Origin of the sequence: Paenibacillus oryzae (assembly GCF_001675045.1) — a bacterium.
Lineage (GTDB): Bacteria > Bacillota > Bacilli > Paenibacillales > Paenibacillaceae > Pristimantibacillus > Pristimantibacillus oryzae.
In genome coordinates this window covers 84,328-98,960 of the sequence record NZ_LYPA01000031.1, presented here as the reverse complement: position 1 = coordinate 98,960, position 14,633 = coordinate 84,328, and the positions used below count along the sequence as shown (strand labels likewise).

Genomic DNA, 14,633 nt, shown 5'->3' with positions numbered 1-14,633 from the left:
CTTTCCTTATATACCCGCTTCTTTGTTATCTGCATAAAGGGACTGTCCGAAAAGGTTGTTACGGAGAATAATGATTCAGCAAACCGGTACCTACAGGAAAAGGGTGTCTTGGAAGCTCAAACATTTTTGTCCGCTTTATTTTGATCCTATTCTTTAGTGGATATAAAGCGGGCAAAAAAACTCGCCCTCAAGACACCCTTTCCCCTCCGGTACTCTCTGCTAAATCATTATTACTTCCGCTTGACTTTTCGGACAGCCCCTAATTGTTACATGCCTATTCCGCTTTGGTCTTCATTTCGTTTCATAAACGGCCACCAGTTGGCTTCCCCGAAGGTACGCACCATAACCGGGATAAACAACGGCAGGATGACCAGTGCATACAGGAACAAGCCGCACAGAACAAGCGTAGCAATTTGCAGCAGCGACATGACGCCGGAAGGCAGCATCGCCGCAAAGGTTCCGCCCAGGATGACGGCTGCGGACATAATAACTCCGCCCATGCTCTTCATTGCTTCCAGTATAGCCTGCTTTGGACCGAGATGACGATATTCTTTGAAGCGGTCCATCAGGAAGATACTATAGTCAACGCCAAGCGCCACTAGCATTACGAAGCCAAAAAACGGTACGGCCCAGCTAATGCCCGATAGTCCCATTATACGGACAAACACCACTTCCGTCATCGCCACCGATGTATAGAAGGTAACAACCAGCGATAATACGATGTAAGCCGGAATAATCAGCGATCGGAACAACACAATCAGAATGATCGTTATGCCGATTAACATCAGAATAACCGTGCGCGAGTAGTCTCCTTGAGATATGGTATCCAGATCATGGTTCATACTGGTGACCCCGCCGATTGCCACCTCTCCGCCGTTATACGGCGTTCCTTGCAGCGCACGGGCAACCGCCGCTTCAAGCCCGTCTATTTCCTTCATTGTTTCCTGCGCATATGGATTGCTTTCAAAAATAACATCAAATTGCGCCGTTTCACGGTCAACTGACATATAAACATCCAGCGCTTTTTGGAAATCCTCATTTTCTATTGCTTCCTGCGGAATGTACCAGCCGGTCATCTCTTTGGATGGCGCCGCAGACAAGCCCTGCAAATATTCTCCTGCCGAATTCAGCCCGCTGCTCACCTGAGACAGCCCGTCAACGCTCTCATCCAAGCCGCTGGTCAGCTGACCCAGCTGATCTCCAAGACTCGCAAAACCGCTCGTCAGCTGCTCTTGACCGCTCGCAAGCTCATTCAAGCCTTGCTCGACCGCAGGCAGCTGGCCTACGATTTTCCCTTGACCGTCAGCAGCCTGCTGAATGCCAGTTTGCAGCTTGGCAATTCCTTTAGCCAATTCATCCAGGCCGGCGGCAAGCGCCGCAGTACCACCGGATGCCTGCTCCAGGCCCGCATTGGCTTGAGTAAGTCCCGCTGAAGCGCCGGACAAGCCGGCATTCAGCTTCTCAAGCTCTCCACCCAGCGCTGACGCTCCCTGCTGCAAGCCGCCCAGCATTGTTAACGCTTGTTGGTAGGAAGGATCCTCCTTCAGCTCGGGATAGCTTTCCTGCATGCCCGTAAACATTGCAGTAATGCCGGTCAAACCTTCTGCCAGCTTGGCATGCTCCGCTGCAATAGCAGCATAACCACCCGACAAGCCGGCTATTCCGGTACCCAGCTCTTTATAGCCCGCAAGGAGCTCGTTGCTGGCCGCCGCCAGCTGCTCGGCGCTGGCTTGGGCCTGCTGGAGTCCCGCCGTAAGCTCTTTTGCTCCCATTGATCCGTCATTCAGACCTTTCTGGATAGCCTTCAACCCAGTCGATAGCTGCCCAATGCCGTTTTTCAGCTGATTGGTGCCGGCAGTCAGCTTTTCTCCGCCTTGCACGGCTTCCTCCAGCTTGGGAGCGTTGCCGGCAAGCGAGGAGCTTGCTTCGGACAAGCCGTCCTTAATTTTATTAAGGCCCTCTCCGCCTTGGCCTAAGCCATCATCCAGCGTCGTTACTTGATCCGATACCAGGAAATCGGTCAGCACCTCGCCGGTTGGGCGGGTTGCGCTGCGCACGGATTGTACGCCCTCCACCTTGGCCAGCTCACGGCTGATATTTTCTACAGCGGCAAGTCCCTCCGAGGTATCCATCGGAACAGGCGATTTCACAATAACGTTTGTAGGCAGTGACTGCCCGGGCCCAAATTCATCCGAAATCATGTTAAAGCCTTTAACGGAATTGTAGCGGTCGCCGATTTCATCCAACGAGTTAAAGGATACGCTACCTTTGTAGGCTGTCAGAAAAGGCACAATAATAACCGCTAGCAAGACCAGCGCCCACAATGGCCGCTTAAGCGAGAAGCTGCCCACCGAGCCCCACAGCTTGCTTTGCTTATGCTCAAGCTTGCCCTTCGACGGCCAGAACATGGCGTTTCCAAGCAGCGACAGCATAGCCGGCACCAATGTAAAAATAGCAAGCAGCATAATAACAATGCCTACCGCAACCGCAACTGCGGAGCGATAGAGAACAAATGTGGAAAAGCCGATAGACGCAAAACCAACCAGCACCGCCAGGCCGGAAAACAGAACGGTGCGACCGGCCGTACGGTAAGTCTGGACAATGGCTTCCGCCTTATCCCCCCGATGCGCCAGCTCTTCCTTGTAGCGGCTAATAAGCAGGATGCAATAATCGGTGCCTATTCCGAACAATACGGCAACCATAAAAATTTGGGTGAAGTTAGACAATGGGAAGTCAAAATATTCAACAAGATAAGACACGATGGATTGTGAAACCAGATAGCTGAAGCCTACCGCCAATAAAGGCACAAAGGGCGCAGCCGCGGAACGGAACACAATAAACAAAATAAGAAGAATAAAAATAACAGTGATGTATTCCGTTTTCTTGAGGCCTTCCTGTGCGCTTTGGATGACATCTTCGCCAATGAGCCAGCCGCCCGTCAGATAATGATCAGACGACACGGCGGACAATTCTTCGTACAGACCGTCTCTCACTTCCGCGGCCTCGCGGTCGCCAAGATCAACATACAGCAGCGCCAGCACGGTTTTCCCGCTCTTCGCAACCATCTGCTTTTCCAGCTCGGGAACATCGAAATGGGTCATAACTGAAGCGATGCCCAGTGATTTCCCGCCATCCTTCAAACGGTTAAGCCCGTCACGGATTTCTTGCAAATCCGTTTCGTTCAGTCCGCTGTCCTTATGGAAAACGGCGACTGTCGTTAACCCTTTGGAGCCGGATTCCCCGTCTCCGATTTCTTTGGCCAAATCATTGGCTACCGATGAGGAATATCCCTCCGGCACTGTAATTTGTCCTTTCTCTCTGACCAGGTCAGCCATGTTCGGAGCCGTCAGCATCAAACCTGCTGCAGCAGCGATCCATAAAACGATAACCAGCCACCTAAGCTTCAATATTACTTTCATTCCAAGTCCCTCTCCTCTTCTTTTCTCTATGCCTATTAAAAAGACTTACTCAATACTTTTTGTTAATTCCTCTGCAAGCTTTTCATAGGTTTCGATAAATACAGTGGCTTCTTCCATCTCAAAATGATTAATAATGCCCAGCAAAATCTGTTGAACCTGCTCCTCCATGATTTGGCACATACGGCCGCCCTCTTCCGTCAGCTCCAGATTAATGACACGCCGATCGGAGCGTTCCGGCAAACGCTGAATAAGCCCTTTGTCGGACAGCTTGGACACGATGGCCGTAATGGAGCTTTTGGCTACACAAAATGTTTCAGCCAGCTCCGTAGAGGTACAGCTCCCCGTATGCCGCAAATAACGGAGCATCTTGAACTGATCTACCGTCAGCTCTTGCGGCATCAAGTCCCTCAGCATACTGCTCATTCTTCGCTCAACTACAAAATTTGCCAATTCATACCGCTGGAGCCATTCCAGCAACACTTCCCGCCTGACATCCATTACTGTGATCCTCCGGCATTTATTCTATTATGAAACTGTTCGATAGTAGAACTATATCAGATAAAAAGCACTATGACAACATCATAAATGTATTGCACAAAGGAGGATTTTCGCGCTTTCCTGTCGAATATCATGTCGAATAATAGGAAAAAAGATCGATTGTCATTTGCGCAACCTACATCTTCTGATAAAGCACAGGGAGGATCATTTGTGAGCAACCCGCTTCAGCATCGTCGTCACACATGGACAACTGCAGGCGCATTTGGAGCCTGCATTATGCTCGCAATAACAGCCGAATGGAATGAGTTTCATTTTGTTTTTGGCGTATCCTTTTCTCTAGTCAGCTTATTTGCCTATTTGGCGCTAACCCTCTTTGGCTTCTGGAGGGGCCTTGCGGCTGCTGTTATCCCTCTCTTCGTCGGCGTATTGTTTCTGCAGCATCCCTACACTCATTTTATTGGCATTCTGGAGATTGCCGTCGTCGGATTATTGCTGCGGCGCTATAAAGCAAGATTGTTTGGCTCCGCTGTTATCTTCTGGTTATTGATCGGCATACCATTATCATATCTGATTGCGGCGCATTCATTTGCAGGAAGCGGCGCCGATCCCAGACTGTTTGTTTTGATTGCAGCCATAAACGGCTTGTTCAATGCATTGTTTGCGGAAATCCTTCAGCAATACCTTCCGCTGCGTAAATGGCTCAGGCTGGGCCATCTATCTCGGCCTCCCGTCTCCATCAGCCGTGTGCTGATGCATCTGACGCTAGGTATCGTGTTTGGTTCTTTTTTGCTTAATATGGCCATTAATAATATGAGCTCCGTTCGGGAAATAAGTCTTTATGCAAACGAAATTTCCAAGCAGGCTATTTCGACGGTCGCCAGAGAATGGAATAACGGGCAAAATTCACTGAGGATGCCTGTGGACAAAACCGATATTGAGCAGCTCCAAGACATTATTGATCGTTTTTCTTTTGATTTTTATACGATAAACGTACTTGACCACAACGATATTATTTTAGCTTCTAACGCCGATAGCTTAATCGGCACATCTCTCCACAATTCCGGATACAGGGTTTGCAAGGATTTATTTGGCTCATTGTCCCTCATCGCTCCTAATGGCAACGAGCAGCCCTTCTATCTGCATGCCATGCAGCCGGAAAAATTCAGATATACCGCCTCGCTCCCCGATGAATCGGGAAGCTTTGTTGTTGAAGTTCCCGTCAGCAACTACGTCAATTACCTTTTCAACAAATATATCGTCAATTTTCTTTATTTAATCGCCTTTGGTTTATTGGCGGCTGGCATCTCCTTGCTTACAAACCGCTATTTTGTAAGAAGCCTGCAGCATCTTGCCGTTTCCTCCACCAATATGACCGTCAAGCTGAGACAGCATACGGAATGGAAAATGCCGCAAAGCAACATTATCGAAATTCACTCCCTGATGTCTAACTTTAGACATATGGCAAGCAGCCTCCTCCACTTGTTTAACGAATCGCAGCGCAGTCATACCCAATTGCAAGCTCAAGCTCAGCTGCTCAAGCAATCGGAAGAACAGCTCCAACTGCTGGCCTTCTACGACAATTTGACGGGGCTGCCCAACCGTCTCAAGCTGACGCGGCGCATGCAGGAGCTTATTGCACTGCAGAAGGAGCAGGATGTGCAGCAGTCAATCGCTATAATGGCTATAGATATCAACCGTTTTAAACTGGTCAACGATACTTTGGGACATTCAAAAGGAGACGAGCTGCTGAAGCTGATTGCTGACAGACTCCGGCTCCTGGAAAATACCGGCTGCGAGCTGTTCCGGCTTGGCAGCGACGAATTTGTTTTTACGGCTCCCTCCATAAATAAGGAACAATTGCAGACAAGGGCGCATGCTATCTGTGATATGCTGATTGAGCCTTTTGTATTGGAAGGCTGCATGCCGATCTATTTGACGGCAAGCGTCGGAATTAGCGTTTATCCGGAGGACAGCAATGATGTGGAAAGCATTATCCAAAACGCGGATATCGCCATGTATCATGCAAAGCAAGATGGCGACGGGCTTTTCCAGTTTTACGTGCCTCAGCTCGCCACCGATCTGGAAGAAAAAATGCGTTTGGAAAACGGCCTGCACAAAGCGCTGCGCGACGTACAATTCTCCTTGCACTATCAGCCTAAGATGAGTGCAGAAACAGGGGAGCTGTGCGGGATTGAAGCATTGATTCGCTGGCAGCATCCCGAGCTTGGCATGATTCCGCCCGACAAATTTATCCCGCTTGCGGAGAAATCCGGTTTTATTCTGGAAATCGACCGTTGGGTTTTTCATGAGGCCTGCCGCCAGAATAAAGCCTGGCAGGATGCCGGATTGAAGAAAATACCGGTCTCCGTCAACATATCGGCCCGCCATTTTTATCAAGGAAGCTTGAAGGAAATGATCCTGGCAGGCCTGAACGAAACAGGAATTGAGCCGCAATATATCAGCATCGAAATTACAGAAGGCGTCTTTATGCAAAATATTGACCGGGTCATCGAAACCATCCTGTTCCTTCGTTCTCTGGGTATTCAAATATCCATTGATGATTTTGGCACTGGTTATTCATCCTTGAACAAGCTGCAGCTGCTTCCTATTTCCGATGTCAAGCTGGATCGCTCCTTCATTCAGGGCATATCCAGAGATGAAAAAAAGTCGTCTATCGTTAAAGCCATTATCGAGCTGGTACATAGCATGAATATGAAGGTGGTTGCGGAGGGGGTGGAAACGGCGGATGAATCCCGTTACTGTAAGGATCTCCGCTGCGACGAGCTGCAGGGGTATCTGTTCAGCCGTCCGCTTCCTGCCGGGCAATTCGAGGATATGCTTCGCTCCCAATCAAGTGAACATGTAAGTTGACCAAAAAAAGTAACGTCAGAATGAAGCACGAGGGGTGCTGGAGAAAGCAAAAGCCGCTATATAGGACCGGGGTATTGTCATGATCGACAACATCCGGCCCCTGTGGCGGCTTTGTTTTTATGCCAATGCAATTGTACTGATGGTTTTTTACGTCAATGCTTCTCAGCTATGCTATTCGCCTTGCTTTCAGGATCAAGCGGTTTGCGGCGCACCTTGCTGCAGCTGGTACATGGCGAAATACTTGCCGCGATGCTCCATCAGCTCTTCATGGTTGCCGCGTTCTACTATGACGCCGCGATCCAATACCAGAATCTGATCTGCTTGGCGTATCGTAGACAGCCTGTGCGCAATAACAAACGTCGTTCTGCCCTTTTTCAACACATCCAGCGCCGCTTGAATGATGGACTCCGTTTCGGTATCGATGCTGGCCGTCGCTTCGTCCAGTATAAGAATTGCCGGATCAAAGGCCAGCGCCCGTGCAAACGAGATCAGTTGGCGTTGGCCAGCGGATAATGTGCTGCCTTTTTCGATGACCGGGGCATCAATGCCGCCGGGCAGCGCATTAAACATGTCATAGGCGCCTACATCGCGCAAAGCCTTCTCCACCTTTTCCCTGCTGATGGAGGGATCGTCCAGGCTGACATTGGATGCAATTGTACCCGTAAACAGGAAGGGGTCCTGAAGCACAATCCCCATATGCTGCCGCAGCATTTGCTTTGGAATATCCTTAACATCGGTGCCATCCACCGTGATGCGCCCTTTGTTCGTATCATAAAAGCGGAACAGCAGATTAAGAATCGAGCTTTTGCCTGAGCCCGTATGGCCTACGAGAGCTACCGTTTCGCCTTGGCGAGCATGGAAGGATACATTTTTCAGCACATATTCATCGCCCTTGTACGCAAAGGTAATGCCTTCAAACTGCACATCGCCTTTGTAACGCTCCATGCGACCTTGGGCAACGTCCACGCCTTCTTCATCCATCAGCTTGAAAACCCGTTCCGCAGATACGCGCGCCGTTTCCAGGTTGGACAATTGATTCACAATGCCCACAATGGGAGCAAACATCCGGTTCATATAGTCGATATACGCATAAAGCACGCCAACTGAAATCATAGTGCCAAGCGAACCGCCCCAGAACAGCCAGATGACCACCAGAAACAACACGTTGCGGACAACGTTAACGAGGTTATGGGAGGTAATGGAATTCAAATTAAGCAGCTTGTTTTGATATTTAAAATAATAATCGTTCAGCTCGTCAAACTCTTTTTTCGTTTCCTTCTGACGGCGGAAGGCTTGAATAATGGCCATCCCCTGAATCGATTCGTTGATCATCGCATTGATTTCACTCAGCTTCGTGCGAATAATCCGGTTATATTTTGCAGCGAATTTCCGGTAAACCTTAATCCAGACGATCAGAATGGGCACAATCGGCAAGCTGATTAAAGCCAGACGATAATCCAGCAGGAATAACGCGCCAAATATACCCGCCATATAAATCGTTCCAGTAAAAAAGTTTGCCAATACGCCAACATAAAGCTCGCGGATCGCTTCCGTGTCGTTGGTAATACGGGAAACGACCTGCCCAGCAGCCAAATTGTCATAATACTGTACGGGCAATCGCTGCGTATGCGCAAACACATCGCCGCGCATTTTGCGAACAATGCGGTTGGCGGAGGTTTGCAGCAGCAGCCGTTGACCATAAGCAAAGATAGCTACCAGAATCAAAAGGCCAAAATACATAGCGGCCAGCTTTAGCAAACCTGGAAGCTCCGGCCGATAGAAGGCGTACAGCTGGCTCTTCGACAGCTTTTTAACCTCATACGTCGCCGCTTCTCCGGTCTGGCTGTTGGAAATCGTCATTTGCTCGCCCGTTACTTCGCGCTTGCCCTCTGCGAAGCGTAACGAGCCATCCAGAAAATAATAGCTCCGGCCGACCTGCAGAACCCGAACCTCGCCGGACTTGTCATAGGTTTCTCCTTCGGCGAACCGATCCTCCCGTTTATACCACTTATCATTGTAATGAACGGCGAAAGGCTGCTCGCCCTTTACCTCGTACCATGCCTTTTCAATACCCAAAATATTCTGGTCGATCATCCGTTTGGCAATCAGCGGCCCCGTCAGCTCCGCGCCAACCGCCAGCACCAGCAGCAGCATCGCCAGCAAAATTTGCTTTTTATACAGCATGGCGTATTGAAACAATCGTTTTCCTGTTGATCCCATTGTTCTCACGCCCTCTCTATTCGTTTTCAATGGCCGCTTCCAGCTGCTGGCGGTCATACTGCTCGCGATACCAGCCTCCCGATGCGATCAAGCTTTCATGCGTGCCCTCCTGAACGATTCGTCCATCCTCCAGCACAATAATCCAGTCGGCATGCTGCACGGCGGAAAGCCTGTGTGTTGTAATCAACGTCGTTTTGCCGGCGCGTTCCGTCCGGATGCCGTCAATAATTTCAGCCTCCGTCTTGGCATCTACAGCCGACAAGGCATCATCCAGCATCAAAATTTCCGGATTGGCAATCAATGCCCGGGCAATGCTGACCCGCTGCTTCTGTCCGCCGGACAGCGCCACCCCTTTTTCGCCAACCATAGTATCCAGCCCGTCGGGCAAAAAGGCGATATCCTTCGCGAAGGAGGCCCGCTCCAGCGCTCTCTGCAAATCGTCCTCCGATGCATCCGCCGCCCCGAACAAAATGTTCTGCCGGATCGTCCTGGAGAACAGGATTGGCTGCTGCGGCACGTAGCCGATCCAGCCCAGCAAATCATCCATTCCCAGACGCTGGATTGGCGTGCCGGATACCGTAATTTCACCTTGCCCAAGCGGATATTCCCTTAGGAATTGCTTCAGCAGGGTTGTTTTACCGCTGCCCGTACGGCCGACGATGCCTAATGTCTGGCCTTGCAACAGCTTAAGGGAAACCTGATCCAGATTGTTGGTTTGCGAGCTTGGATACCGGAAAGCCGTCTTATTCAAATGAAGCACATCCGGCTCGTCGACCTTAACCGGGTTGGGATCGTCCTGAACATCCGGCTTGTAGGCCAGCGTTTCGTTGACGCGATCCAGCGAGGCGCTGCCCCTCTGCATAATGTTGACCAGCTCGCCAATCGCAAACATCGGCCATATCAGCATGCCGAGAAAAATATTAAAGGATACCAGCTCGCCCAGCGTAATTTCATTATGAAAAACAAGGTAGCCCCCATAGCAAAGGCCAATCAAATAACTGGTTCCCACCAAAATTTTCATCGTTGGCTCAAAAAGAGCTTCGATTTTTGCAACAGCGATATTTTTGCCCAATACTTCATCGGTTTTAGCCTCAAATCTGGCCTGGCTGGCATGCTCCTGCACAAAAGCGCGGATGACGCGGACGCCCGCCACCGATTCCAGTACTCCGTCGTTTAACTCGCCAAAAGCGTCTTGAGCCTTTGTAAAACGTTCATGGATCCGTTTGCCGTAATACGACATGGCGATCGCCATCAAGGGAAGAGGCAATAAGGAAGCAAGCGTCAGCTTCAGGCTGATGGTGCCCGCCATAACGATTAGAATCGTGATCATAAACAACGTGGAGTCCACCAGAGTCAATATGCCAAAGCCGGCGGTTGTTGCAACCGCGCCCAGATCATTGGTGGAACGGGCCATCAAATCACCGGTCCTGTTGCGTTCATAAAAGGTTGGTTTCATACGGAGAAAATGCCCCATCAGGTTGGAGCGCAGCAGCCGTTCCAGTACAAAGGCGCCGCCAAACAGCTTGTAATGCCATACATAGGTTATGCCGTAGCCTACCACCGTTAACACAATCCAGAGATACATGGTCCGATTAAAATCGGCATTTCCCAATGTGCCCTGGCTAATGCCGTCAACCAGATAACCCGTTAAATAGGGCGGAATAACATCAATAAATCCCGTCAGTACCAGCAGCGTAATCGCAAGCGTATACCTTTTCCAATTCATTTTGAAAAACCAGCTCAATTTTTTTAATACACTGAACATTCTCTACTCACACCTTCCATTGCATATCGCTGCCGAAAAACAGAAAAGAGCATGCCGCCGCAAGCGTCACGCTCTACTGTCACAGGGTAGATGAACAGGCGTAAAAGCCTGTTTAGCCTCACTGAAGACACAGAAGGGGCGCAAGATTACGACAACGTAACCCTGCGCCCCGATATCGGTTATACCCGTATATATCAAGGATTGTAAACGCAGGGACCGATTGCGTGCATGTCGTTGTTGCCTTTAAACATGATGTTGTTGTTGCCCATGCCCACCAAGTTATCCATACGATACAATCCCCCTTTTCATTAATTGCTCCGACCTACCTAGCCACTTTACCACCGGCAGCCGAAAAATGTCAATCCCAATCATTCACTATAGTTATTCTTTCCCGGGAGGAGGACGAGCCTTTCCCGGGAACAAAGCATGCTCCCCGACAAGGGGACAATGAAGAAAAAGAAGCCCTTAAGCGGGCTTTGTACCAAGCCGTTTAGGGCGAAAAGGCGGTAATAAATGCCGCTATGCGGTTTGCATACACGCCCTAAGCCTTCAGCTCCGCAGTTGTGTTCACAAGCGCCGGAAGCAGCTTCTCCCCGCTAATCATCGGCGCGTTGCAAATTACGCAGTTAGGCACTTCCTGAAAAGAGAAATTATCGCGCATCCAGCTATTGCAGCCTTCCGTTTCGCATGTCCATATCTTCGTGTTTTCCTGAGGAATTTCTTCCAACGGTTTTTTACGATTATACATGGCCATCCTCCTTATACGCTTATTGGCATTATGCTTCTCCCATTGAATTAACGACTACTATACCATGTTCATCCAGATAAGGCAAACGATGTTTAGGCATGTCCAACAGTAGTTAGACTACCCCTGATTTGCCGCCTGCAGTAAGGTATAAGCGCGTCAAAACCGGGTCAAAGCACAACAAATAAACATTGAGAAAACGCTTTCTTCCATTAATATGCAAAAGATCATTATCCCGCTAAAACGGCCGAAAAATTAACACTGCCAGCAGCACGACAGCAAGCAAATGCGTCACCATCTCCACCCTGGCCGTCTGTCTGCTGATCCGGCGGTATTCCACTGGAACCCCTTCTCCTTCATGAGCCTCCAAAGCCGCCGATTGGCGCCTCATGGATTTGGGCAATACGCCGATCACAAGCATCTGCGCCGCAAAAAAGAGAAAAAGCGATGCAATAAACCAACCTGTTGCCAACAGTGCAGGCTCCAAAAGCAATAAGGAAACCCCGGTAATCAGCATTCCAACACTTCCCGCGATAGGCAGCAAAGCCAATTTTTCAAAAAGTGCGATCGTATGCCTGGCCTGCTCCGCCGTTTTGGCCGCTCTGGACAACACGGGAAAAACAAATGCAGCGCCCAACCCTATAACGGCTGCCAAAATATGCAGAAACATTATTCCATCAAAGAGGAACATCGACATCCTCGTTCATCTCCCGGACAAGTTATATATATGCGGGTTTGGAGTTAGACATGTAGGCCGTTAGCCTCATATTTCTTATGATAAGGGAGGCGGGTTGCTCCTGCAATTGTTTTTTGACCCAAAAGAAAACGTTTTCTTAATAGACAAAAATAAAACAGGGAATGTCCGAAAAGTCTGTTACTGGTGAATAATGATTCAGCAAAACCGGAACCTACTGGAAAAGGGTGTCTTGGAAGCTCAAACATTTTTGTCCGCTTTATTTTGATCCAACTTTTTAGTGGATAAAAGCGGACAAAAAAACTCGCCCTCAAGACACCCTTTTCCCTCCGGTCCTCTCTGCTGAATAATTAGTCGCTCCGCTTGACTTTTAGGACAGCCCCTGCTTTAAAGGGATTAAGCTGACAGGTTTACCAAGGAATATCCTTGATTACCGCCGACACGCTGTCAATCTCCCGCAGCTCTTCTTCGCTCAGCGGGCCTTGCTCCAGACATTTTACATTCTCTTCAATCTGGCTTACACGGCTCGCGCCGATCAGAGCGGAAGTTACGCCGCCTTCTCTCAGCGTCCAGGCCAGCGCCAGCTGAGCCAGCGATTGGCCGCGGCGTTTTGCAATATCCTCCAGCTTTCGGAAAGCCGCTATACGGGCAGGCTCAATCGCCTCCGGCTTCATCGAGGAATTGCCGGACTTGCTTTCAGCCTCTATTTTGTCGATGTATTTGCCCGTCAGCTGTCCACGGCCAAGCGGACAAAAGGCGATAGAGCCTACGCCTTGCTCCCGGAGCACATCATGCAGCCCGTTTTCGATCCAGCGATTGATCATGGAGTAGCTTGGCTGGTGAATAACCATCGGCGTACCCAGTGATTTCAATATATCATAAGCGCGCAGCGTATCCTCCGGGCCGTAATTGGACAAGCCTGCATATAACGCTTTGCCGGAACGGACCGCTTGATCCAGCGCGCCCATGGTTTCTTCAAGCGGCGTATCGGGGTCCGGGCGGTGGTGGTAGAAAATATCGACATAATCCAGTCCCATCCGGTTCAGGCTGCGGTCCAGACTGGACAGCAAGTATTTGCGGGAGCCCCATTCGCCGTAAGGGCCGGGAAACATGTAATAACCCGCTTTGGTGGAGATAAGAAGCTCGTCCCGGTATGGAGAGAGGTCGCTCCGGTATACGCTGCCAAACGTCTCTTCCGCCGATCCGGCAGGAGGGCCGTAATTGTTGGCCAGGTCAAAATGGGTGATGCCGAGATCAAAGGCGCGAAGCAGCATGTCGCGTGAATCCTGCAACGGCTTGTTCGCCCCGAAATTTTGCCACAAGCCAAGTGAAATGGCAGGCAGCTTCAGCCCGCTGTTGCCGCAGCGCCGGTACGGCATGTCGCTGTAACGATTTTCCTCCGCGATATAAACCAATTGTCCCACTCCTTCGCAAGCATGGTATGATATAATCAGCTTTTCAACATGCAAAGTTATTATAGCTCATAAAAGCTGAATGATTGAATGAGTCGTTGTAAGATAAACATGTCATAATGTAATTTGATTGCAGGTGCATATGTATAAGAAAGGACTTCATCCATGAATATCCGATATTGCTATCACGGCATCATGAATTGCGAGCCCGGCTACTTCTGGGGTCCCGGACTTAAGGAGCAATACAAAATTATGTTTGTGCATGAAGGCCGGGGAATCTACCAGTTTAACGGAAACACCTTTTATCTGGAAAAGGGACAAGGATATATCGTGTTTGCTGGAACCGTCTGCTACATGAAGGCGGATGAGCGTGAGCCCTGGGTTTACTCCTGGATTGCCTTCGACGGCGATCAGGCTGGACCGTTGCTGGAGGATGCCGGCTTGTCGCCTTCAAGCCCTATTTTCAGCTTTTCGTCGGGCAGCTGGTTCCAGCTTTACCTGGATAAATGGGATGCGGCAGCGACTTGCGACAACAGGGGAGAGCTGCGGGTGCATAGCGTCTTGTACCAGTTTCTTGCCGACTGGCTGGAGATGATGATGGTAACCAAGCAGCTTCCGGCCGGCTATCAGGCCAAGGAGGGATATATCCGCAAAGCGCTCGATTTCATTCATATCAATTATGCCGAACGAATCAGCATTTCCGGGCTGGCGGAGATGATCGGCATCGACCGCGTCTATCTGTCCAACATCTTCAAGGAAAGCATGAGGGTATCGCCGCAGCAATATTTGCTGCAATATCGCATGGACAAGGCTTGTGAGCTGCTGCTGGATTCCGAGCTGACCGTGTCCGAAATTGCCCGTTCTGTAGGCTACGGGGACCCGCTTCTTTTTTCCAAAATGTTCAAAAAGCTAACCGGCGCAGCCCCCACCTATTACCGTGCGTCGCATCTGCCTGCCCGTGTCTGATTGGTTAAAAACGACCGGGAGCCCTTTCAACCGTTCCGTTAGG

At 49.9% G+C, this 14,633-nt stretch carries 9 protein-coding genes; 2 read left to right on the top strand and 7 right to left on the bottom strand.

All coding sequences use genetic code 11. From position 1 onward, the window contains the following. Positions 1–266 precede the first annotated feature (266 nt). Entirely contained in the window at positions 267–3,419 is a 3,153-nt protein-coding gene (locus tag A7K91_RS04705; RefSeq protein WP_068680174.1) for an MMPL family transporter, read from the bottom strand. 45 nt (positions 3,420–3,464) lie between these two features. After that, entirely contained in the window at positions 3,465–3,917 is a 453-nt protein-coding gene (locus tag A7K91_RS04700; protein WP_068680172.1) for a MarR family winged helix-turn-helix transcriptional regulator, read from the bottom strand. A 210-nt stretch (positions 3,918–4,127) separates the two neighbouring features. Between A7K91_RS04700 and A7K91_RS04695 the strand changes: the two genes are divergently transcribed. After that, complete coding sequence (locus A7K91_RS04695) at positions 4,128–6,788, top strand: EAL domain-containing protein (protein ID WP_068680170.1); 2,661 nt, start codon at positions 4,128–4,130, stop codon at positions 6,786–6,788. Between the two features lie 192 nt (positions 6,789–6,980). Here A7K91_RS04695 and A7K91_RS04690 read toward each other — a convergent pair whose 3' ends face one another. The 5 genes from A7K91_RS04690 to A7K91_RS04670 form a co-directional block, all read right to left on the bottom strand. Beyond that, positions 6,981–9,008 (bottom strand): ABC transporter ATP-binding protein, encoded by a 2,028-nt coding sequence (locus A7K91_RS04690; RefSeq protein WP_068680318.1) that lies wholly within the window; start codon positions 9,006–9,008, stop codon positions 6,981–6,983. A 16-nt stretch (positions 9,009–9,024) separates the two neighbouring features. After that, complete coding sequence (locus A7K91_RS04685; protein WP_068680169.1) at positions 9,025–10,773, bottom strand: ABC transporter ATP-binding protein; 1,749 nt, start codon at positions 10,771–10,773, stop codon at positions 9,025–9,027. A 541-nt stretch (positions 10,774–11,314) separates the two neighbouring features. Further along, on the bottom strand, positions 11,315–11,521 hold the full coding sequence (locus A7K91_RS04680) for a cold-shock protein (RefSeq protein WP_068680167.1): 207 nt from the start codon (positions 11,519–11,521) through the stop codon (positions 11,315–11,317). A 235-nt stretch (positions 11,522–11,756) separates the two neighbouring features. Then, on the bottom strand, positions 11,757–12,215 hold the full coding sequence (locus tag A7K91_RS04675; RefSeq protein ID WP_082967230.1) for a DUF2269 family protein: 459 nt from the start codon (positions 12,213–12,215) through the stop codon (positions 11,757–11,759). A 407-nt stretch (positions 12,216–12,622) separates the two neighbouring features. Further along, positions 12,623–13,627: an aldo/keto reductase gene (locus tag A7K91_RS04670; RefSeq protein ID WP_068680314.1), complete on the bottom strand. Its 1,005-nt coding sequence runs from the start codon at positions 13,625–13,627 to the stop codon at positions 12,623–12,625. A 162-nt stretch (positions 13,628–13,789) separates the two neighbouring features. Between A7K91_RS04670 and A7K91_RS04665 the strand changes: the two genes are divergently transcribed. Continuing rightward, complete coding sequence (locus tag A7K91_RS04665; protein WP_068680165.1) at positions 13,790–14,590, top strand: AraC family transcriptional regulator; 801 nt, start codon at positions 13,790–13,792, stop codon at positions 14,588–14,590. Positions 14,591–14,633: the final 43 nt, after the last annotated feature.